This window comes from Streptomyces sp. NPDC051214 (assembly GCF_040682375.1).
GTDB lineage: Bacteria > Actinomycetota > Actinomycetes > Streptomycetales > Streptomycetaceae > Streptomyces.
Map to the genome: position 1 here is coordinate 1 of NZ_JBFBAT010000003.1, position 20,166 is coordinate 20,166.

Below are 20,166 nucleotides of genomic sequence, written 5' to 3' on the forward strand. Positions count from 1 at the left end.
ACCGGCAACGTCACCTACACGATCACTATCTGCCGCAGAGACGAGACTCCCCGCGTCACACCCCAACCACCAGCCAAATAGCGACGCGACATTAGTCTGTGGACCTGCCCGTTGAAGCACGACGTTGGGGCCAAGATCTTAGAGGCTCGCCCCAAAGTGGCTGCGTAAAGCCGTGGAGCCGACCGCCCCAGCCACGATGTACCCATTCTCTGAGGTCGGCTGGCCGCCAGCTCTTGTCGCGCGGCCTGGTGGACCGGGCCGGAGCGGGGCGGAGACAGGAGCGGCGGCCCGGGGAGCCGGGCCGCGCGCGGGGAGCGCAGCGAGCCGCCTTGAACCAGTAGAGAAAGTTGTGACTCGGTCTGATTGGCATGCGTGCAGGCTGGGAGTTCGGCTGCCTGGACGGCTGTAGAGAAGGTTCAATCACTCAGATCGGCGATGATCGCCGTGGAGCCCTTCGCTGGTCGACGCAAGCAGGGCATGTCTTGCCCGTTCGGCCTTCCAGACGGGGTACCTGCCAGCCCGCCCGCTAGAGCGGTACCCCCTGGTGTCGGACTCCGTACAGGTCAGGACCTCCCTGGCCCTGCCTTCGCATCCTGCGAATCACCTGTGGTGAAGCTTCCATACCGATGCCGGGAGGTGGTTGGTGTGTGCGGCGTTGAGTTGGGTGAGGTGTGGGAGTGCTTCGTTGGTGAGGCCCAGGGCCTCGGCTAGGCGGCGGATCGTTGTGTGAGTGGAGCCTCGTGTGGTGGCGGCCTTTTCGAAGTTCTTGATTTGCGTCAGAAGGTCGCGCGGGGTGGTGGGGTTCTTCTGTTGTCGGAGCTGCAGGTCTCGTGCCTTCTTGCGTTCGTAGTCGATCTCGGAGGTGCCGCAGACGGTTCGGCAGGCTTCCTCTGCTTCGTCGAGTGTGGTTGTGGCGGTGATGGCCTGGGCTAGGCGGTTGGCGGCGAACGCCGTTGCCAGGTCGACCTCGTGGACGGTGGGGCCTTCGGCTGTGAGAGGAACCGGGAGTCCCGCGTCGCGGATCTCGCACAGTCCTCGGGCGCCCAGGGCTGTGGCGGTGAGGAGGGCCGTTGCTTCGGAGGGGTGCCAGGTGAGGATGGGCATGATTGCCTGGGTGTGTTCAGGGGTGAACGTCGTGATCCAAGGGCCTAGGCGTGGGCCGAGGGTGTCCACGGGGAGTTCGCCGTCGAGGCCTGGGCCTGCCACGAGGAGGCGTATCGGTGCCTCGGTCCGTGCGCAGGCGGCCAGGGTGAGGGCGTCGGCCAGGGGGCTGCGCAGGGTGGGTTCGTCGCCGTGGGCCAGGATGTCGCCGCCGACGTCCAGGAGGTCGATCGTCTCCGGGGTGAAGTGGGCGATGAGTTCGTTTAGTTGGCGGGTGATGCCTGCCGCTCCGGTGTACGGATCGATCAAGGCGAAAGTGTGGGGGAGTTCGGCCGCCAGGCGGGGGAGTGTCGCCGCGTGCGGTGGCCGTAGCGTTGCGGTGCCGGGGACTGCCCAGACGTGGGGGGTGAGGTGGCGTAGGTCGAGGAAGTCGGTGGGGGAGCGCGGGCCCGGGACCGGGTCGATGATCAGGCGGTCCCAGGAGTACGTCAGGATCAGCGCCGGCTCGTCATCGTCCCCGTACAGGGCGGCGTGCAGCATCGCTGCCGCTACCGCGTCGCCTCCGCCTCCGGCCGCCACAATGAGCCGTTTCACGAGAACAGGGTAGGGGTGCGTCCTTCCGCGCGCACCTATAGTGGCCACTGGTATTAGCCAGTTGGCAGTCGGTGAAGGGAAAGTTGCGTGCCCGAGATCGCTGAGGCCTTGCCCAAGTACCTGCAGATCGCCCAGTACCTGCGTGATCAGATCCTGCGTGGGGACCTTCAGGCAGGTGAAGAGGTGCCGTCCGAGCGGCAGTTGGCCGCCGAATGGAACGTTTCTCGGCCCACGAGCGCCCGCGCCTTGGAAGCGCTGCGGCATCAGGGGCTCGTCGAGAAGCGGCAGGGCTCGGGGACGTACGTACGTGATCAGCAAGTGCACCGGCGGGCGCGTGAGCGTTACGGGCGGGCACGGCAGACCGGGCGCATCTACGGGCCGGGGGAGTACGCGGTCATCGCGTCGGCCGGATACGCCGAGGCACCCGATCACGTGGCCGAGGCGCTCGAACTCGGCAAGGAGCGCGCGGCTGTTCAGCGGCGGCGCGTGACCAACTCGGCAGACGGGCCCGTCGAGGCGTCCACCTCCTGGTTTCCGGCCGAGGTGGGCCGCAGGGCGCCCCGGCTCCTGGAGCCCGAGCGGATCCGGGAGGGAACGGTCTCGTACGTCGAGGCGGCCACCGGGCGGCGCGGCAGCTACGGCGAAGACCGTGTCTGCGCCCGACTGGCCACCCCGGAGGAGGCAGACGAGCTTGGGCTCGAACTGCCCGTTGCTGTCCTGGTAGTTCACCATGTCGTCTACGACCTGCAGGATCGTCCGCTGGAGTTCGCGGAGGCCGTCTACCCGCCCGGGCGCTGGGCGTTCGAGCAGGGTTACCCGATGGGGTGAGCAGAGGCGCAGACTCTCCGGAATCCCTTGCCGCCCGAAGTGGCCAATGCCACTATCCGGTAAGTGGCCTTAGCCACTTACCGGAAGGGGAAGCGCGATGACGCGCACCGACGGCACGCGCGGCGATGACGCCCTACTCCAACCACTCGGCGGGATGGTCCTCTATCCCCTCCCGGAGTCGGTCGGGCGGGCCCGCCGCTGGTTCAAAAAGTTCACCGAGCCGCATCAACTCGGCTGCTCCATCGATGACTCCGTGCTTCTGGTCTCGGAGTTGGTCACCAACGCCATCCTCTACGGGGAAGCGGACGAGCCCTGGCGGGTGCGCGTGCGCTGGTACCGCCTGGGCGAAGCGCTGCGCGTGGACGTGCACAATCCCGGCTGTCCCGCCCACGTCCGCCTGCGCACACCCCAGGCCACGGAAGCCCATGGGCGCGGCCTGCTCCTCGTCGATTCGCTGGCCGATGAGTGGTGGTCCGGCCCGAGCCGGCACGGTGGGACGGTTGTCGTTTTCCTCATGCACCGTGCCTTCAAGCCTGACTAAGGCCTGCTAGGGCAAGGGCGGTTGGGGTACGGGGTGAGGCGGTCGCCGCCGCCGTCGCCTGGGTGTGTGAAGCGGCCACCCCCGGCGGTTCGGAGGTGGTCGCGGTCACGCACGAGGCCAATGTCCGGTCGCGTTGCCTGCTCGAGTCGATCGGCATGGAGCAGGCGGAGGCCTTCGTCGAATGGGGCGCGGCGCAGTTTCTGTACTCCGCGGGGCCACGGGCCTAGCCGAAGGTCACCGAGGCGATCCTGTTGTCGAAGCCGATGGTGGACAGGTCGGCCACGTCACCGTTGATGACCTTGGACGTGCCCTTGCAGTCGGGGGACGACCAGAGCTTCATCGAACCGCTCGCGGAGAGGGACGACGTCACCTTCGGGCGGGCGACGTTCTGGCAGTCCTTGCCCGCGACGCCCTGGGCGGGCCCGTTGTCCGAGAAATTGGCGTCGTCGAAGAGGATGGCGCTGCTCGCGGGCGCGGCCTGAGGCTGGTCCTGGTCCTGGTCCTGGTCCTGGCCCGGGGCCTCGGTCGGCTCGGCCCCGCCGCCCTGCGCGCCGGACTTCTGACCGTCGGGCTGGACGCCGAACCAGGTGCCGCCCACTCCCTGTCCGTTGGTGTCGCCGGGCTTGAGGTCCTTGCTGAAGCGGTAGACCGGCCAGCCGCCGATGGTGACCTGCCGGGTTCCGTCGTCCCGCTTGACCACACCCACGTCGGGCGCGTTCACGCCGTCAACGAAGATCTTGCTGCCCCGGTCCACGAGGACCGGCGGCCAGGTGGTGGCGCAGGCGCCGTTGCAGGTGGACTTGGAGGGCGAGGCGGTGTCCTTGTCGAAGCGGTAAAGGGTGAAGCCGGAGCCGTTGACGACGACCGGGTCCAGGTCGCCCGCCCTGGACGCCGAAAGCTGAACCCACTTGCGCTGCACAGGCTTTGACGCGGCCTTGCCGGGCGGGTTGGCCCAGTCCCCGGTCTTCTCGGGTGCGTTGTTCTGCTCAGCGGTGCCGGTCTTCAGCGCGAGGTTCATGGAGCCGGAGCCGGAGCCGGAGCCGGAGCCGGAGCCGGAGCCGGAGACGGCGGCGCCGTCGTCACTGTCCCCGCCACCGCAGGCGGAGAGCAGCAGGACTCCCGCCGCGGCGAAGGAGGCGAAGAGGGCGGTCTTCTTGCTGGGCGTGCGGGTGGTCGTGCGGGTATTGGTGTCCTTGCTGAGCATCGGAGGTCCCCCTAAATCGGTGTTCAGATCACTTCGGATTGCTTCGGATCACTTCAGGTCGCTTTGGTGCCTTCGCAGCGTGAGTACGGACGCCGCTCAGTCCCGCACTCATCGGTTTAGCGACTGAGACCAAACCGAGACAATGTCCAAAGTGGGATCTCATCCGGACGGCGCACGCGAGCGCATGTGTCACCGCCATTCCCTATTTCTGCAACGCGTTCTACTGTGTCCGCCGTCAAGCCCACGCCCGGGTAGCCAGCGGAAGCAGGAGGGGTCGTGCACCTCGAATACACGCCTGAGCAGCGGCAGTTGCGTACCGAGCTGCGGTCGTACTTCGCCGAGCTGGTGCCCGACAACGCGTACGCGCGCTACGCCGATCCCGCCACGCAGAAGCAGTTCTACCGCGAGACCATCCGGCGGCTGGGCGGTGACGGGTGGCTCGGTGTCGGGTGGCCCGAGGAGTACGGTGGCCGCGGGCTTTCGCCGATGGAGCAGTTCATCTTCTTCGACGAGGCCGCGCAGGCGGGTGTGCCGCTGCCGTTGATGGCATTGAATACGGTGGGGCCGACCTTGATGCAGTTCGGCACGGAGGAGCAGAAGGCGTACTTCCTGCCGAAGATCCTCTCCGGCGAACTCGACTTCGCGATCGGCTACAGCGAGCCGGACGCGGGCACCGACCTCGCGGCGCTCAAGACCAAGGCGGTCCGCGACGGCGATGAGTATGTCGTCAACGGGCAGAAGATCTGGACCACCAACGGCGACACCGCCGACTGGGTCTGGCTCGCCGTCCGCACCGACCCGGACGCCCCGCCCCACAAGGGCATCACCATGCTCCTCGTACCGACGAGCGACCCCGGCTACTCCTGCACCATCATCAACACCCTCGCCTCGCACGACACCACGGCGAGCTACTACGAGAACATCCGCGTCCCCGTCTCGCGCCGCGTGGGCGAGGAGAACAAGGGCTGGCGGCTCATCACCAACCAGCTCAACCACGAACGTGTCACGCTCGCCGCGCACGGCACCATGGCCATCCGCGCCTTCCACAACGTGCAGCGCTGGGCGGCCGACACCAAGCTCGCCGACGGGCGCCGCGTCATCGACCTGGGGTGGGTCCGCCAGCGCCTGGCCAGGACGCACACCAAGCTGGACGCGATGAAGCTCCTCAACTGGCAGATGGTGAACGCCGTCCAGGAGGGCACCCTCACCCCGCAGGACGCCTCCGCCGTGAAGGTGTACGGCTCCGAGGCGCGCAGGGACGCGTACGCCTGGCTCATGGAAGTGGTCGGCTCGGCGGGCTCGCTCAAGGAGGGCTCCGCGGGCGCCGTCCTCCATGGCGAGCTCGAACGCGGCTACCGCAGCGCTGTCATCTTCACCTTCGGCGGCGGCAACAACGAGATCCAGCGCGAGATCATCTCCTGGATCGGCCTGGGGATGCCGCGGGTGCGCCGCTGACACCCCGGCGCGAGGATCAAGTGCTGCTCAGGTCGTCGAGCAGCGCGATGGTGACGGTGATGCTCTTGCCCGACGCCTCCTGGCGCGCCTCGAAACGCTGGGCCACGGCCAGCACGATCTCCAGTCCGTGCTGGCCCACCCGGCCCGCGTCGGCGGGGTGGGCCCGCGGCAGGTCCGGCACGGAGTCGCGGACCACCACCTCGATCGCCCCGCCGGTGATCCGCAGGTTCACCAGGACGGGGCCGGGGGCGTACTTGAGGGAGTTGGTCACCAACTCGCTGATGACCAACTGCGTCAGATCCATCGCGCGCCGCGAGACGGGGAAACCGTGGTCGGCCCGCATCCGCGCGAGGAACCCGGCGGCCAGCTGCCGCGACCGGGCGATGCACGGCACGGTCCCGTCCAGCTTGAAGGCGAACGTCGTGGCTTTCGTGGACTCGGCAGTCCCTGCGGACCGTGCGGACTCAGCAGTCCCTGCAGTCCCTGCGGCCCCTGCGGTCCCTGTGGCCCCCGCGGCCTCAGCAGTCCGCGTGAACTCCACAGTCTCTGCCGCCGGTTCGTCCCGCCGCCTGCCGTCGTCACCCACGGCGTGCCTCGCAGATCATTCGTCCCATGGATCCGTTCCCGATCGTGCCGGCACATCCGTGCCCGCGATGTCGGCCCGACATGCCCCTTCCCCGCGACCTCTCCGGCCTACTGGCCTACTGGCCTACTGGCATCGGGTGTACGTTACCGTCGGCCCCGACACACGAGGCTCCAAATGTGCAAGCATCGTCAGCATGGCTGAGGAACGAATGGCTGGCAGCGAACGAGCCCAGCGGACCGGGCAGTTCTCGGTCGTCGCCACGCCTCTCGGTGACGTCACGGTCCTGGCGGTTGCCGGTGAGATCGATCTGGACACCAGTGCTGACGTACGCCGGGCGTTCGCAGCCGTCGCGGCGCCCCGTCCCCGCGTCGTGGTGGATCTGCGACGCGTCACCTTCATCGACTCCAGCGCCATCAACGTCTTTATCGCCGCCCACCGGGATCTCACCGGGGCCGGCGGCTGGCTGCGTCTTGCCGGCCCCGCGGAGTCCGTGATCCGGACCCTGGAGATCGTGGGCATCGACACCTTCATCGACATCCTCCCCACACTTGGCGAAGCCCTCGACAAGTGACCGGTCTCCCTGACCGGATCCTCTCCTGATCAGTGGAGATCCGCGGCGAGCAGCGCGATGTCGTCGTCCTTCCCTCTCCCGAACCTGTCCAGGAGATGGTCGCTGAGCTCCTGCAGCCCTGGCGGACCGGCCGTGACCGCCTCCATGAAGGCGGTGAGCGTGACGTTCAAGGAGATGTTGCGCACTTCGACCAGTCCGTCGGTGACGAGCAGCAGTCGGGTGCCCGGCGGTGTGGACAGGGCCGTCGGCGCCGGGTGGGGCGCACGCAGTCCGAGGATCGGACCGTGGGGAGTGTGGAACCGCGCCCGGCCGTCCGGGCCGACGACGAGCGGGGGGATGTGGCCGGCATTGGCGACCTGCAGACGCCGCCCCCCTGGTTCGACGAGGACGAGACAGAGAGTGGCCGTCACGGTCGGCTGCGAGTGGGCCAGAAGGGTCTCGAGGTGGCCGAGGATCTGCTGGGGCGGGTGGCCTTCGATGGCGTAGGCGCGCAGCGCGTGACGCAACTCGCCCATCACGGTCGCCGCCCTCAGCGAGTGGCCGAGCACATCGCCTATCGCCAGCAACAGGCCATCGGCGGTGGGGATCGCCTCGTAGAAATCCCCGCCGATCTCCGCGTTCTCGGAGGCGGGCAGATAGCGGAAGGCCAGGTCGATGCCATCGACCGTGGGCAGGTCGCTCGGCAGGAAGGAGCGCTGCAGCGCCAGGGCGAGCGTGTGTTCCTCGTTGTAGGTGCGCAGCGCCTCCAGTGCCAGCGCACAGGCGTGGGCCAGCTGTTGGAGGAGATGCTCGTCGTCCGTTCCGGTGAGTGCGTCGGAGGGGACGGCGAGGCAGACAGGGGGGCGTCCGCGCTTGGTCCGCGCCACCGCCATGGCGATGTTTCCGCCGTCGAGGTGGTCCGCGCGCAGCAACGCCTGCCACTGCCCCCGTGAGACCTGGGCGATCGCCGCGCCGGTCCCGTCGCCCAGGCTCTGCCGGAGCAGCCGGTCGAGCACGTCCGGCCGTGCCGCGTACGTTCGGGTCGCTTCGGCCGGGCCGTCGCTCGTGCTGTGGACCGCTTGCCCCTCGGGCGAGAGGAAGACCGCGCTGGCCGGGGACGACAGGAGCCGGGCGGTGCCCCCGGTGGCCGCCGAGGCGAAGGAGTGGAAGCCGATGGCGCTGTAGACGGACATGGTCGCTTCGTTGAGGGTGAGGAGCCGCCCGGCGAGTTGCTCCGCGCGGCGCCGTGCTCTGGCGTAGCGCAGCGTGGCCGTGACCGTGGCGAGCAACTCATCGGGATCGAGCGGCTGGTTGAGGTAGGTGTCCGCACCTCGCCGGAGCCCCTCGGCGTGATCCTCCGCGCTGACGGCCGACGCGGAGATGTGGATGACGGGCAGGGCGGCCGTGCCGGCGTTGCTCTTGATCTTCTCGCTCAGCTCGAAGCCGCTCATGTCCGGCAGGCGCACGTCCACGATGGCGATCTCCGGCAAGGGCTTGTCCGCCGCGGTGAGATGTCTGAGGCCCTCACCCGCGTTCTTCGCGCCGATCACTTCATGTCCCGCACGCTCCAGCCAGCTGGTGAGGAGATACAGGTTGGTCTCACTGTCCTCGACGACCAGGATGCTGGCGTGAGTGGCGTCCTGAGAGTTGTCGATCACTGTGCGCCTCCGCCGGCTTCCTCGCCGTATCTGTCGGGTGTGCGAACCGGGACGAGCACGTCCACCCGTGTGCCGGCCCCGAGCGTGCTGGTGAGCCCGAGCGTGCCCCCGAGGAGTTCGGTGAGGGTGCGGGCGTAGGGCAGTCCGAGCCCGGTGCCCGCATGCCCGCTCTGGTGGGGGCCGCGGACCTGGTAGAACTCCTCGAAGACGCGGCTGAGTTCTTCCGCCGGGATACCGACTCCCGTGTCCGTGATCGTGACGCGCAGCGACGGCGGCCGGTCATCGTTCACGCTGATGTCCAGCCGCACTTCACCCTCATCGGTGAACTTGCAGGCGTTGGACATCAGGTTGCGCAGGACGTGGGTGAGGAGTTTCTCGTCGGTGACCACCGTGGGCAGACCCTTCAGGTCCGACGTGACGACCGAGATGCCCTTCCCTCCGTAGGTGCCCTCGAACGTGGCGCTGAGCTGGGTCACGAGCAGACGCAGGTCGACCGGCGCGTGCTGGACGTCGAGCAGACCCGATTCGGCCTTGGCGACGTCCAGGAGGTCGCTGACGAGTGACAGGACCGTCTGCCCCGACGCCTCGATCAACGCGATCTGTCGGCGTTGCTCCGCCGTCAGCGGTTCCGAACCAGGGTCAAGGAGCAGGCGGACCAGGGCGACGACGGCATTGATCGGTGCGCGCAGTTCGTGGCTGATGTTGGTCCAGAACCGCGTCTTCGCCTCGCTGGCCTCGCGGAGCTGCCGGGATTTCTCGTCCAGCTCCGAGTGCAGGGCGAGAACACCGATGTTGGTGGTCTCGAGTTCCTTGGTGAGTTCCGTGTAGAGGGCGAGCACCCCCTGGTTGGTCTCCTCCAACTCCTGGTTGAGGCGGCGCAGTTCTTCGTTGAGACGGCGCAACTCCTCGCGCTGGGCCCGTGTCTCCTCCAGCGTCGTGATCAGATCGCGTGTCTGGGTCCTGAGGTGGTCGGTCTCCGTGGTCGGACCGGCCTGGCCCAGGGCCTGGGTCAGCCGCTCGTCCATCTCGGTGACGGTGAGGTGGTTCACCGGCAGCGGCTGTCGGACGATGACGCGGCCGCCCGTCTCATGGGGCGCGAACTCGCTCACGACGAGCCGGGAGACCAGTTGCAGGGTTTCCGGTGTCGGCTCCCGGCCAGGGCCCCACTCGAACGTCACGACGAGCATGGGCTGACCGCCGGACTCGGAACGGAAGGCGACGGTGCCGACACCGCCGCCGAGGCGGTCCCGGCCCAACTCGCTGAGGGCGGTGGCCAGTCGGACCTGGTCCTGGTGCTCGAGGCCGAGTGCCGCGGCAGCCCGCTGCGCGCCGCGCCTGAGCCGGAACACATCCTGCGCGGAGGCGAGGACGAGGCAGGCCGCCGTGTGCGGCCCGCGGCTCACGCCGTCGGCGCGACGTTCGGGGATGTGCCCGGGAGAGTCAGCAGGCACGTCCGTCCCGCCCTTCGCTGGTCACCAGACCCCCTTCACCACCACCACGCTGGCATCGTCGCGGCGTACGCCGGCTTCACGCAACAGCTGCCCGGCCACGACGAGCGGCGCTTGGTGCAGAAGACCGGGGAGAGCCGTGTGATCCCACCGCTCGGTGAGCCCGTCGGAGTGCATGGCCAGGGCCCCGCCTTCGGGCAGCTCCTCCTCGAACGTCCGCGGACGACGCATGTTCGCGCCGACGATGCCGGGCACCGAAAGGAGTGTCCTGCGGGTGGCGTGGCCGATGAGGAAGCCACTGATGTTGCCGATGCCGCAGTACCGCACCCGTCCTTCCGCCGGTTCGATCCGGGCGACCGCCGCCGCGCCGCCCCGGGTTCCCCGCAGCGCGTGGTGGACTGCGTTCATGATGTCTTCCGGTTCGGTGGCGGGAGTGTCGTGGAAGGCGTGCACGGCTGCCGCACTGGCGCGGGCCGCCAGTGGGCCGTGCCCCAGGCCGTCGCACATCATGACGAGAACGGCGGGGTGATGGGGGTCGGTTCCGGTGTCGAGTCGGGCGCTCCAGGCGTCGCCGCAGGTCATCTCGCTGCTGATGGGCCGAGTGATACCGGAGACGCACGGCCGCCCGGCCGACATGGCCGCCGTCACGCCCTGCTCGTCCGCCCGGCGCGACCAGAACTGTGCCGCAGTGACCGTTCCCTTGCCGGGCACGGAGTGGATGTCGAAGTGGTCGGCCAGCCTGACCACGGCGCCGAGCCCGATGCCGAGCGTGCCGGCGCTGGAGGCTCCGTCGGCCATCGCGGCGGTCACGTCGATCATGCCGGGCCCGGAGTCGACGGTGACGAACTCCACCGCTGCTTCCTCATCCGTGTGCAGCGTCCGGAGCAGGAGCGCACCGTCCGTGGCGTGACGCTGGATGTTGGTGGCGGCCTCGGTGACGGCAAGGGCGACCTCCGCGGCACGGTGCGTGTCGAGACCGATGCGCCGGGCCAGCGCGGCCGCCGCCCCGCGTGCCGAGGTCGACAGGGACGGGCCGTCCCGGAACCAGCTCATGTCCCGGCTGGCCAGTATGATCCGGCTCTTCACCGGGCCCACTTGATGATGGTCACCGTGGTGCCCACGCCGACCTCCGTCACGAGTTCGAACTCGTCGACGAGGCGCCGGGCACCGCTGAGCCCCAGGCCCAGACCCGCGCCCGATGTCCAGCCGTCCGTCATCGCCTGCGCCACGTCCGCGATGCCGGGCCCGTCGTCCTTGAAGAGCGCCGCGATTCCCCGGCGGCCGTCCTTCTCGACGATCCCCGCCGTGACGGACCCACCGCCCCCGTACACAAGGGTGTTGCGCGCCAGCTCGCTCGCAGCCGTGATCATCTTCGTCTGGTCCACGAGCGAGAGGCGGCACCGCTGTGCCAGGACGCGGACGCTCTGTCTGATGCCCACCACGTCCCTGTTGTGCGTGATGGGGTAGACCTGCGGCGCCTCGTCAGGCAGCCAGGGCGCTGTCACGCTTCGTCCGCAGAGGAGGAGCGCCGCAGCCGCGCCAGGCCTTTCTCGAGGTCGAGTGCCGTGCTCACTCCGCCGAGTGAGAGTCCGAGTTCGACGAGCGTGATGGCGACGGCGGGACGCATCCCGACCACCACGGTCCGGGCGTCGAGCATGCGGGAGATGTCCGCGATCGTCGCCAGCATGCGCCCGACGAAGGAGTCGACGATCTCCAGTGCGGTGATGTCGATGATGACGCCCTGAGCGGAGCGGTTCACGATCTGCTCGGCCAGATCCTCCTGCAACTGCAGCACGGTCTGGTCCTCCAGGTCGAACTGGATGGACACCACGAGCACGTCGCCGATCCGCAGGATCGGTACCCGTTCGGTCACAGCTGCGCGGCCTTGCGGGGGACCAGCTCGACGCCCGACCTCTTCAGGGCCAGCTTGAGCGCGTCCGCGAGGCTCGCCTTGGTGACGATGCCGTCGAACTCGATGCCCAGGGCCACGATCGTCTGCGCGATCTGCGGGCGGATGCCGGAGATGGTGCATTCGGCGCCCATGAGGCGGGCCGCGACGATGGTCTTCAGCAGATGCTGTGCCACCTGCGTGTCCACCGCGGGTACGCCGGTGATGTCGATGATGGCCTGCTCGGAACCGGTGTCCACCAGCGCCTGGAGCAGTTTCTCCATGACGACCTGGGTCCGTGCGGAGTCCAGCGTGCCCACCAGCGGCACGGCGATGACGCCGTCCCACAGCCGCACTACGGGCGTGGACAGCTCCATGAGTTGCTCGGACTGCGCGGAGATGAGTTCCTCTCGGGTCCGGGTGTACGTCTCGATCGTGAACAGGCCAAGGCTGTCCAGCACGCGACTGAGACGGCCGAAGGCGCGGATCTCCTCGACGGAGCCGTCCTGGAGCACGGGTTCGAGGACCTGCTTCAGTGCGAAGACGCTCACCGCTGTCTCCGTGGGCGAGAAACCCTGCCGGGCCCTGTTCCGCGACAACTCCATCAGGAGGGCGCGCACTTCCGACATCTGTTCGCCGTGTACATCGCTCGCGCCCTGGCCGAGTGCCTCCACCAGAGCTTCGTGCAACTCGTTCAGTTCACGGCTCAGTTCGGCGATGCTCACACGGCCTTTCAGCATGCCCGACACCTGCTGAACCCACTCGCCGGCCAGATCCCGGTCCTTGGCCGACAGCAACCCCACCAGCTCGACCGCACTGCCCTGTTCAGCCACGTGACAGCTCCCCATTTTCGTCATTTCGGCCTAGCGCCGCAGCGTACGGCACGGTGATAGCGCGGGTGAGCCGATCCGGCGAAGCTCACCGATCCGGGTTCAGGCGTGCCGGCCTCCGTTCACGCCAGACGTATTGACACGACCCGAGGAGCGGGCGAGCATCTCACCCGAGTTAATTAACTATCTAGTGCGTTAACTACATCCCCTCGTCGCCCTCGCAGCCTGCGTCCCCCTTCATGGCCAGGCCGCTCTCCCCGAGGAGTTCACGTGTCCGCTCACCCGCAGGCCGATCAGCCACCGGCCGCGCCGCCCCAGGGCAGGCCACGCAAGGCCGCCTTCGCCGCCTGGATCGGCAGTGCGCTGGAGTACTACGACTTCTTCATCTACGGCAGTGCCGCCGCCCTCGTCTTCCCCAAGGTCTTCTTCGACCCGGACGACCCGGCCACCGCCACCCTGATCTCCCTGGCCACCTTCGGCGTCGCGTACGCGGCCCGCCCGCTCGGAGCCCTCGTGCTCGGCCACTTCGGCGACCGGCTCGGCCGCCGGAAGATCATGGTCTGGACGCTGATCCTGATGGGCCTCTCCACCTTCCTCATCGGCTGCCTGCCCACGTACGCCCAGGTCGGCACCATCGCCCCGGTGCTCCTCGTCCTGATGCGGGTGTTCCAGGGCCTGTCCGCGGCCGGCGAGCAGGCCAGCGCCAACGCGATGACGCTGGAGCACGCGCCGGAAGGCCGGCGCGGCTACTACACGAGCTTCACCCTCAACGGCACCCAGGCCGGTCAGCTCCTGGCGACCCTGGTCTTCCTGCCGGTCGCCGCGCTGCCCGACGAGCAGCTCTACAGCTGGGGCTGGCGCATCCCGTTCCTGCTGAGCGCCCTGGTCGCCGTGGCCGGATACGTCATCCGCCGCACCCTCGACGAGACCCCCGTCTTCCAGCAGGTCTCCGCCGACCAGGAGGTGGCCAAGATGCCGCTGGCGGATCTGCTCAAAAACCACTGGGCCGACGTGCTGCGGGTGGTCGCCGCCGCGCTGATCGCGACGGTCAGCACGATCTTCTCCGTCTGGGCCCTCTCCTTCGCCACGAGCGACGCCGTCGGCCTCGACAAGACGGGCATGCTCTGGGTCGCGGGCAGCGCCAACGCCGTGGCCCTGCTCGCCATCCCCCTCTGGGCCAGGCTCTCGGACCGGATCGGCCGCAAGCCCGTCTTCCTCGTCGGAGCGATCGGCAGCGGAGTGATGATCTTCGTCTACCTGTGGGCGATCTCCACCGGCGACTATCCCCTGGTCTTCGTGACCGGCGTGCTCCTCTTCGGCGTCGTCTACAGCGCGGCCAACGGCATCTGGCCCTCGTTCTACGGCGAGATGTTCCCCGCCAGGGTCCGCCTCTCCGGCATGGCCATCGGCACCCAGATCGGCTTCGCCATCGCCGGATTCGCGGTGACCTTCGCGGCCCAGATCGACGGCCCCGACGGAGACGGCTGGGTCGGCGTCGCGATCTTCACCGCCGCCTTCTGCGCGATCTGCGCGATCGCCGTGGCCACCGGGCGCGAGACGCACCGCGTGCCCACCGCCGAACTGGGGCTGCGCGCCGGGGACGCGAAGGTGCCGACGGCGACACCCGAGGCCGCCGCCCTCTGAACCGGCCGAGCCTCCACCGCGCCCTCGTGAACGACCGTGCCAAGACGACTTACAGGAAGCATCGATGACCTCGTACCTCACCGGCCTGATCGGCTCCGGAATCGGCCCCTCCCTGAGCCCGGCCCTGCACGAACGCGAGGCGGACCGGCACGGTGTCCGCCTCGTGTACCGCACCCTCGACATCGATGTGCTGGGCGTCGCGCCCGAGGCCGTCGGGGAGCTGGTGCGTGCCGCCCGGCTCCTCGGCTTCGACGGCCTGAACATCACCCACCCCTGCAAGCAACTGGTCATCGAGCACCTGGACGAGCTCGCCCCCGACGCCGCCGAGCTCGGCGCCGTCAACACCGTTGTCTTCAGGGGCGGTCGCGCCATCGGGCACAACACCGATGCCACCGGCTTCGCCCAGTCCTTCGCCCGCGGCCTGGCCGACGCGCCGACCGGTGACGTCGTACAGCTCGGCGCGGGAGGCGCGGGCGCCGCGGTGGCGCACGCCCTGCTGAACCTCGGCGTCGACCGGGTCACCCTCATCGACACCGACCCGGCCCGCTCCGCCGCCCTCGCCACCGCGCTGACCTCACGCTTCGGCCCCGGCCGTGCGGCGTCCGCGCCCGCCGCGGCGACGGCCGAGCGCCTCGCCGCCGCGGACGGGCTCGTGCACGCCACCCCGACCGGCATGGTCGCGCACCCGGGCCTGCCCCTGCCGGCCGCACTGCTCAGGCCCGGCCTCTGGGTGGCCGAAGTCGTCTACCGGCCGCTGGAGACCGAGCTGTTGCGCGAGGCCCGCGCGATCGGCTGCCGCACCCTCGACGGCGGCGGCATGGCCGTGTTCCAGGCCGCCGACGCCTTCCGGCTCTTCACCGGGCTCGAACCGCACACCGGACCGATGCTCGCCGACCTCGGCGATCTGGCCGCCTTCCCGGCCTGACAGGAGACCCCATGCGTACATCGATCGCCACCGTCTCGCTCAGCGGCCCGCTCTCCGAGAAGCTCACCGCCATCGCCACCGCCGGATTCGACGGCGTGGAGATCTTCGAGAACGACCTGCTCGGCGCCCCCCTCAGTCCCGAGGACGTACGGCTGCGCTGTGCGGACCTCGGCCTGGGCATCGACCTCTACCAGCCGTTCCGCGACTTCGAGGCCGTCCCCGCCGACCTGCTCGCCCGCAATCTGCGGCGCGCGGAGCGCAAGTTCGAGGTCATGGAGCGCCTCGGCGCCGACCTGCTCCTCGTCTGCTCGAGCGTCGCCCCCGAGTCCGTCGACGACGACGCGCTCGCCGCCGAGCAACTGCGGCTCCTCGCCGACCGAGCGGCGGCCCACGGCATCCGCATCGCCTACGAGGCCCTGGCCTGGGGCCGGCACGTCAGCACGTACGACCACGCCTGGCGCATCGTCGAACAGGCGGATCACCCGGCTCTGGGCACCTGCCTCGACAGCTTCCACATCCTCTCCCGCGGCTCCGACCCCAAGGGCATCGCGGACCTCCCCGGCGAGAAGATCTTCTTCCTGCAGCTCGCGGACGCGCCCCTGATGGCGATGGACGTCCTCCAGTGGAGCAGGCACTACCGCTGCTTCCCCGGCCAGGGCGGCTTCGACGTCGCCGCCCTGGTGTCCGCCGCCGTGCGCGCCGGATATCAAGGGCCCCTGTCGCTCGAGGTGTTCAACGACGTCTTCCGGCAGGCGGGGGCCGCCTCCACCGCTGTCGACGCGCTGCGCTCGCTGCTCCTTCTGGAGGAGCAGGCAGGTCTGTCCGCGCTCCCCACCGCGGCCGTCCCCTCCGGCTTCGCCTTCGCCGAGCTGACCGCGGCCGACACCGAACCGCTGCGCGGAGTCCTCGAGGCGCTCGGCTTCGCCCACACCGCACGGCACCACTGGAAACCGGTCGAACTGTGGGAACAGGGTGAGGCCCGCATCCTGCTCAACACCGGTGTCAGCGGCCGCCGTCAGGACCCCGCGCTGACCGCCGTCGGCGTGGAGACCCCCGACCCCGGCCGGGCCGCACGGCGTGCCGAGGAAGTGCTCGCCCCCGTCGTCCCGAGGCGCAGGGCGCCACGGGACGCACCGCTCGACGCGGTCGCCGCACCCGACGGCACGGAGTTCTTCTTCTGCCGCACGGAGCAGTCCGACCACCCGAGTTGGACCGGTGACTTCACCGGCGTCGCGTCGCGCGCGCTGCCGGGGGAGGGGGCAGGTGAACAGGCCGGGGCCGTCCGGCGCATCGACCACATCGCCCTCACCCAGCCCTGGCACCAGTTCGACGAGGCATCGCTCTTCCACCGGGGGGTGCTGGGCCTGGAGGCGGACGACAGCCTCGATCTGGCCGACCCCTACGGGCTCGTGCGCAGCCGGGCCGTCGCGTCCCCCGACGGCGGTGTCCGCATCGTCCTCAACGTCGCGCCGGCACCGGACGCCGAGGGCGGCCGCCTGCAGCACATCGCCCTGGCCACCGATGACATCGTCCGCGCCGCCCGGCGCGTCCACGCGTCCGGCGCGAGCCTGCTCCCCATCCCCGCCAACTACTACGACGACCTCGCCGCCCGTCACGACCTGGAGCCAGGGTTCCTGGCCACCCTCGCGGAACTGGGCATCCTCTACGACCGTGACGAGAACGGGGAGTTCCTGCACTGCTACACCGCCACGGTCGGGCGGGTCTTCTTCGAGCTGGTGCAGCGCACGGGCGGCTACCGCGGCTACGGGGCCCAGAACGCGGCCGTCCGTCTCGCGGCCCAGTATCTGCACCAGCATTAGACTGACCGGCGCCGATGAGTCCGCCCTGAGGAGCCGCATGGCCGCCGCCGTCCCCCCGTCGCCCCCGCCCGTCAAACGCACCCGGGACGCGGCCCGTACGCAGGGGGAGATCCTGGACGTGGCCACCGAGGAGTTCGCCCGCATGGGCTACGCGGGGGCCAGGGTGGACGAGATCGCCGCCCGCATGCGGACCACGAAGCGGATGATCTACTACTACTTCGGCAGCAAGGACCAGCTGTTCACCGCGGTCCTGGAGCGGGCGTACAAGGTCATCCGGCACGAGGAGCAGCAGCTCGACGTCGGGCACCTGGATCCGGTGTCCGCGATCCGCCGCCTGGCCGAGCTCACCTTCGACCACCACGAGGCACACCCGGACTTCATCCGCCTCGTCAGCATCGAGAACATCCACGAGGCCAAGCACATCGGCGCCTCGCCCAGTCTCGGCTCCCTCAGCTCTCCGGCGATCGACGTCATCGCCTCGATCCTCGAAACCGGGCGCGAGCAGGGCGTGTTCAGCGCCGAGGTGGACGCCGTCGACCTGCACGCGATGATCAGTTCGTTCTGCTTCTTCCGTGTCTCCAACCGGCACACCTTCCGCACGCTGTTCGGTCGCGACCTCACCGAGGCCTCGCGCCGCGCGCACTACCGGACGATGCTGGGGGACATGGTCATCTCCTACCTGACCTCGGATCGGCCGCGCGCACAGGGGAGTTGAGGCCTCACTGGTCGCGGGTCGGCACCACCATCACCTCGGTCCCGGCAGCGCGCACCGCCCGTACCTGCTCCGCCGCCAGGCCGTCGTCCACGATCAGCAGATCGAAGTCGGTCAGCGGCGCGAGCGCGTACAGACCGTCCTTGGTGAATTTGGTGTGGTCCGCGACGAGCACCCGCCGTGCGGCGCACTCCATCATCGCCCGCTTGACCAGCACCGTCTCCGGCGAGGTGTGGTAGCAGCGGCCGTTGGTGACCGCCGTCGTGGACATGAAGAGGACATCGGCGCGAAAGGCACGGACCGCGTCCGCGGTGTGCAGGCCCATGAACGCGTCGTACGCGGGGAAGTACGCGCCGCCCAGCGTGATCAGCGAGATGCCGGGTTCCTTCGCGAGCGTGGTGATCGCCGGAAGCGAGTTGGTGAGGACGGTCAGCGGAGTGTGCTCGGTGACCTGGTGCGCGAGGAGCAGACACGTCGTGCTGTCGTCGAGCAGCACCGTCTGGCCCGGCACCAGGAGGGTCGCCGCGGCCCGCGCCAGGAGTTGTTTGGTCTGCGCCATGGTGGCCATGCGCTCCGCGACACTGCCGTGGAACTGGGCCGACGGCAGCCCGGTCGCACCACCGCGCACCTTGCGCAACCAGCCCTGCGCCTGAAGGGCGTCCAGGTCGCGGTGCGCGGTCATCAGGCTGATGCCGAACTCCTCGGCGAGATCCGCGGTGCGCACGAAACCGCGGCCGATGACGGCCTCACGCATCCGCCGTCGCCGCTCCTCCTGTGCCTCGACCCGGTCCATCGCGGCGCTCCCTCCGGTGTCCGCACCCGTCGTGACGAGGGGCGCGTGTGTGATCTCGCCGCGTTATGTTCGCACGAACTTAACGCACCGCCATCGAGGAGAGCGGCGTCCGGGCGCGGCTCCGGTACGACACAACACGGCAGGTCGACGCCCCGGCGGTAAGATTCCGGCCGCCATTGACTCGCCTTTCCGGCCGACTGTTCCATCAGCTCGTCCGTCCCTCCTGCCACCGCCGCAGAAAGGGGAGAGTCGATGACGACGCCCCCGTCACCTCCTCCGCGTTCGCTGATCACACGCCTGGGCATTCCGCCGACCCTCGCCTGGGGCTACCTCGGGCTGCTCCTCTTCATGATCGGAGACGGCGTCGAGTCCGGCTATCTCTCGCCGTACCTGATCGACGAGGGCATCCCGCAGCCCCGGGTCGCGCTCCTGTTCACCGTCTACGGAGGCGCCGCGGCCGTCGCCGCCTGGCTTTCCGGGGTGCTGTCCGATCTCTGGGGCCCGCGCCGCGTCATGTGGACCGGCCTTGGCATCTGGGGCGTCTTCCAGCTGCTCTTCCTCGTCCTGGCCATCCCCATGACCAGCTATCCGCTGATGATGCTCGGCTACGGCCTGCGCGGCCTCGGCTATCCGCTGTTCGCCTACGGGTTCCTCGTCTGGATCGCCTCGGTGGCGCCACGCGCCCGGCTCGGCACGGCCATGGGCTGGTTCTGGTTCGCCTTCACCGGCGGTCTGCCCACCCTGGGTTCCCTGGTCGCCAGCGGACTCATCCCGCAGATCGGCGCGTACGCCACGCTGTGGTCCGCCCTGGCCCTGGTGGCGGCGGGCGGACTCATCGCGCTGCTCCTCGTCCGCGACGACCGGGGCGCGAAGCGGCCGCGCGGCGAGGGTGAAGGGCCGCTCGCCACCCTCGTCGGCAGCGTCACGGTCCTGTGGCGCAACCCGCGGGTCGGCGCGGGATCGCTGGCCCGGGTCATCAACACGGCATCCCAGTTCGGCTTCTTCGTGATCATGCCGATCCACTTCACGAAGACCGTCGGCTTCAGCCTCACCGAGTGGCTGCATCTGCTCAGCGCCATGTTCGCGACCAACATCTTCGCCAACCTGCTGTTCGGGGTGGTGGGTGACCGCGTCGGGTGGCGCAGGACCATCGCCTGGTTCGGCGGCGCGGGCTGCACGGTCAGTACGCTGCTGCTCTTCTACGTCCCGAACGCGGCCGGCGACAACTTCCCGCTGGCGCTGGCCGCCGCCGCGCTCTACGGCGCTACGCTGGCCGGATATGTACCCCTTTCGGCGCTGGTGCCCTCGCTGGAGCCGCGGCACAAGGGGCAGGCGCTGGCCGCGCTCAACCTGGGCGCGGGCGCCAGCACCTTCGTCGGCCCCGCGGTCGTCACCGTCTTCGTCGGGCCACTCGGCGTCACGGGGGTGGTCTGGATTCTCGCGGGGATGCATGCGGTGAGCGCCGTGCTCGCCCTCTTCCTGAAGCTGCCGGACGACGCGGGTGCGGCGAAACCGGCCGGTGACGCGCCGGGCACGGCGACCGCCGCCTCGGACACCGCGCCCGCCACCGCCTCGGCCCCGGCGTGAAA

19 protein-coding genes and 1 pseudogene are annotated in these 20,166 nt (G+C 69.4%); 10 read left to right on the forward strand and 10 right to left on the reverse strand.

Features of this window, described 5'->3' with window-relative positions; genetic code table 11:
- Window positions 1–600: 600 nt before the first annotated feature.
- Window positions 601–1,695, reverse strand: a complete 1,095-nt coding sequence (locus AB0M70_RS08105) for a DUF1152 domain-containing protein (RefSeq protein ID WP_365817631.1) — start codon at window positions 1,693–1,695, stop codon at window positions 601–603.
- Between the two features lie 87 nt (window positions 1,696–1,782).
- Here AB0M70_RS08105 and AB0M70_RS08110 point away from each other — a divergent pair, with 87 nt between their 5' ends.
- The 3 genes and pseudogenes from AB0M70_RS08110 to AB0M70_RS08120 form a co-directional block, all read left to right on the forward strand.
- Window positions 1,783–2,523 (forward strand): GntR family transcriptional regulator, encoded by a 741-nt coding sequence (locus AB0M70_RS08110; RefSeq protein ID WP_365817633.1) that lies wholly within the window; start codon window positions 1,783–1,785, stop codon window positions 2,521–2,523.
- Between the two features lie 97 nt (window positions 2,524–2,620).
- The gene (locus AB0M70_RS08115; RefSeq protein ID WP_365817635.1) at window positions 2,621–3,064 is read left to right on the forward strand and encodes an ATP-binding protein; all 444 of its coding nucleotides are present in this window, start codon (window positions 2,621–2,623) and stop codon (window positions 3,062–3,064) included.
- A gap of 23 nt (window positions 3,065–3,087) precedes the next feature.
- Window positions 3,088–3,291 (forward strand): annotated as a pseudogene (locus AB0M70_RS08120) (N-acetyltransferase); the annotation flags it as partial.
- On the opposite strand, the gene AB0M70_RS08125 reads toward AB0M70_RS08120, so the two are convergent.
- Window positions 3,288–4,268, reverse strand: coding sequence for a hypothetical protein (locus AB0M70_RS08125; protein ID WP_365817637.1), 981 nt, complete (start codon window positions 4,266–4,268; stop codon window positions 3,288–3,290). The pseudogene AB0M70_RS08120 and the gene AB0M70_RS08125 overlap by 4 nt on opposite strands.
- Window positions 4,269–4,544: 276 nt before the next feature.
- Between AB0M70_RS08125 and AB0M70_RS08130 the strand changes: the two genes are divergently transcribed.
- Window positions 4,545–5,723, forward strand: coding sequence for an acyl-CoA dehydrogenase family protein (locus AB0M70_RS08130; protein WP_365817639.1), 1,179 nt, complete (start codon window positions 4,545–4,547; stop codon window positions 5,721–5,723).
- A 16-nt stretch (window positions 5,724–5,739) separates the two neighbouring features.
- Here AB0M70_RS08130 and AB0M70_RS08135 read toward each other — a convergent pair whose 3' ends face one another.
- Window positions 5,740–6,117 carry an ATP-binding protein gene (locus AB0M70_RS08135; RefSeq protein ID WP_365817641.1) on the reverse strand — a complete coding sequence of 126 codons (378 nt, stop codon included), beginning with the start codon at window positions 6,115–6,117 and terminating at the stop codon, window positions 5,740–5,742.
- Window positions 6,118–6,502: 385 nt separating this feature from the next.
- Here AB0M70_RS08135 and AB0M70_RS08140 point away from each other — a divergent pair, with 385 nt between their 5' ends.
- Window positions 6,503–6,880, forward strand: a complete 378-nt coding sequence (locus tag AB0M70_RS08140) for an STAS domain-containing protein (RefSeq protein WP_365817642.1) — start codon at window positions 6,503–6,505, stop codon at window positions 6,878–6,880.
- A 29-nt stretch (window positions 6,881–6,909) separates the two neighbouring features.
- On the opposite strand, the gene AB0M70_RS08145 is transcribed toward AB0M70_RS08140, so the two are convergent.
- The 6 genes from AB0M70_RS08145 to AB0M70_RS08170 all read right to left on the reverse strand — a co-directional run bounded on the left by AB0M70_RS08145 (window position 6,910) and on the right by AB0M70_RS08170 (window position 12,686).
- A complete protein-coding gene (locus tag AB0M70_RS08145; RefSeq protein ID WP_365817644.1) occupies window positions 6,910–8,517 on the reverse strand; it encodes a fused response regulator/phosphatase in 1,608 nt (535 codons plus the stop codon).
- A complete protein-coding gene (locus tag AB0M70_RS08150) occupies window positions 8,514–9,920 on the reverse strand; it encodes a HAMP domain-containing sensor histidine kinase (RefSeq protein ID WP_365818733.1) in 1,407 nt (468 codons plus the stop codon). The genes AB0M70_RS08145 and AB0M70_RS08150 overlap by 4 nt, the downstream gene beginning before the upstream one ends.
- Before the next feature lie 69 nt (window positions 9,921–9,989).
- Window positions 9,990–11,060, reverse strand: coding sequence for an ATP-binding SpoIIE family protein phosphatase (locus AB0M70_RS08155; RefSeq protein WP_365817646.1), 1,071 nt, complete (start codon window positions 11,058–11,060; stop codon window positions 9,990–9,992).
- Window positions 11,048–11,470 carry an ATP-binding protein gene (locus AB0M70_RS08160; protein WP_365817648.1) on the reverse strand — a complete coding sequence of 141 codons (423 nt, stop codon included), beginning with the start codon at window positions 11,468–11,470 and terminating at the stop codon, window positions 11,048–11,050. The genes AB0M70_RS08155 and AB0M70_RS08160 overlap by 13 nt, the downstream gene beginning before the upstream one ends.
- Window positions 11,467–11,838: an STAS domain-containing protein gene (locus AB0M70_RS08165; protein ID WP_365817650.1), complete on the reverse strand. Its 372-nt coding sequence runs from the start codon at window positions 11,836–11,838 to the stop codon at window positions 11,467–11,469. The genes AB0M70_RS08160 and AB0M70_RS08165 overlap by 4 nt, the downstream gene beginning before the upstream one ends.
- Window positions 11,835–12,686, reverse strand: coding sequence for an STAS domain-containing protein (locus tag AB0M70_RS08170; RefSeq protein ID WP_365817652.1), 852 nt, complete (start codon window positions 12,684–12,686; stop codon window positions 11,835–11,837). The genes AB0M70_RS08165 and AB0M70_RS08170 overlap by 4 nt, the downstream gene beginning before the upstream one ends.
- A gap of 267 nt (window positions 12,687–12,953) precedes the next feature.
- Here AB0M70_RS08170 and AB0M70_RS08175 point away from each other — a divergent pair, with 267 nt between their 5' ends.
- From AB0M70_RS08175 to AB0M70_RS08190, 4 genes are all read left to right on the forward strand, one after another.
- Window positions 12,954–14,327, forward strand: a complete 1,374-nt coding sequence (locus tag AB0M70_RS08175; protein WP_365817654.1) for an MFS transporter — start codon at window positions 12,954–12,956, stop codon at window positions 14,325–14,327.
- A gap of 64 nt (window positions 14,328–14,391) precedes the next feature.
- On the forward strand, window positions 14,392–15,252 hold the full coding sequence (locus tag AB0M70_RS08180; protein WP_365817656.1) for a shikimate dehydrogenase: 861 nt from the start codon (window positions 14,392–14,394) through the stop codon (window positions 15,250–15,252).
- An 11-nt stretch (window positions 15,253–15,263) separates the two neighbouring features.
- On the forward strand, window positions 15,264–17,072 hold the full coding sequence (locus AB0M70_RS08185) for a TIM barrel protein (RefSeq protein ID WP_365817658.1): 1,809 nt from the start codon (window positions 15,264–15,266) through the stop codon (window positions 17,070–17,072).
- A gap of 37 nt (window positions 17,073–17,109) precedes the next feature.
- The gene (locus AB0M70_RS08190) at window positions 17,110–17,787 is read left to right on the forward strand and encodes a TetR/AcrR family transcriptional regulator (RefSeq protein WP_365817660.1); all 678 of its coding nucleotides are present in this window, start codon (window positions 17,110–17,112) and stop codon (window positions 17,785–17,787) included.
- 4 nt (window positions 17,788–17,791) lie between these two features.
- On the opposite strand, the gene AB0M70_RS08195 is transcribed toward AB0M70_RS08190, so the two are convergent.
- A complete protein-coding gene (locus AB0M70_RS08195) occupies window positions 17,792–18,577 on the reverse strand; it encodes a DeoR/GlpR family DNA-binding transcription regulator (RefSeq protein ID WP_365817662.1) in 786 nt (261 codons plus the stop codon).
- 252 nt (window positions 18,578–18,829) lie between these two features.
- Here AB0M70_RS08195 and AB0M70_RS08200 point away from each other — a divergent pair, with 252 nt between their 5' ends.
- Window positions 18,830–20,164, forward strand: coding sequence for an MFS transporter (locus tag AB0M70_RS08200; protein ID WP_365817664.1), 1,335 nt, complete (start codon window positions 18,830–18,832; stop codon window positions 20,162–20,164).
- The last annotated feature ends 2 nt before the right edge of the window (window positions 20,165–20,166 follow it).

Bases quoted from the DNA above. Each gene is read 5' to 3' on its own strand.
- AB0M70_RS08115 (WP_365817635.1), top strand. From the start codon at position 2,621: ATGACGCGCACCGACGGCACGCGCGGCGATGACGCCCTACTCCAACCA.
- AB0M70_RS08125 (WP_365817637.1), bottom strand. From the start codon at position 4,268: ATGCTCAGCAAGGACACCAATACCCGCACGACCACCCGCACGCCCAGC.
- AB0M70_RS08140 (WP_365817642.1), top strand. From the start codon at position 6,503: ATGGCTGAGGAACGAATGGCTGGCAGCGAACGAGCCCAGCGGACCGGG.
- AB0M70_RS08180 (WP_365817656.1), top strand. From the start codon at position 14,392: ATGACCTCGTACCTCACCGGCCTGATCGGCTCCGGAATCGGCCCCTCC.
- AB0M70_RS08185 (WP_365817658.1), top strand. From the start codon at position 15,264: ATGCGTACATCGATCGCCACCGTCTCGCTCAGCGGCCCGCTCTCCGAG.
- AB0M70_RS08190 (WP_365817660.1), top strand. From the start codon at position 17,110: ATGGCCGCCGCCGTCCCCCCGTCGCCCCCGCCCGTCAAACGCACCCGG.
- AB0M70_RS08195 (WP_365817662.1), bottom strand. From the start codon at position 18,577: ATGGACCGGGTCGAGGCACAGGAGGAGCGGCGACGGCGGATGCGTGAG.
- AB0M70_RS08200 (WP_365817664.1), top strand. From the start codon at position 18,830: ATGACGACGCCCCCGTCACCTCCTCCGCGTTCGCTGATCACACGCCTG.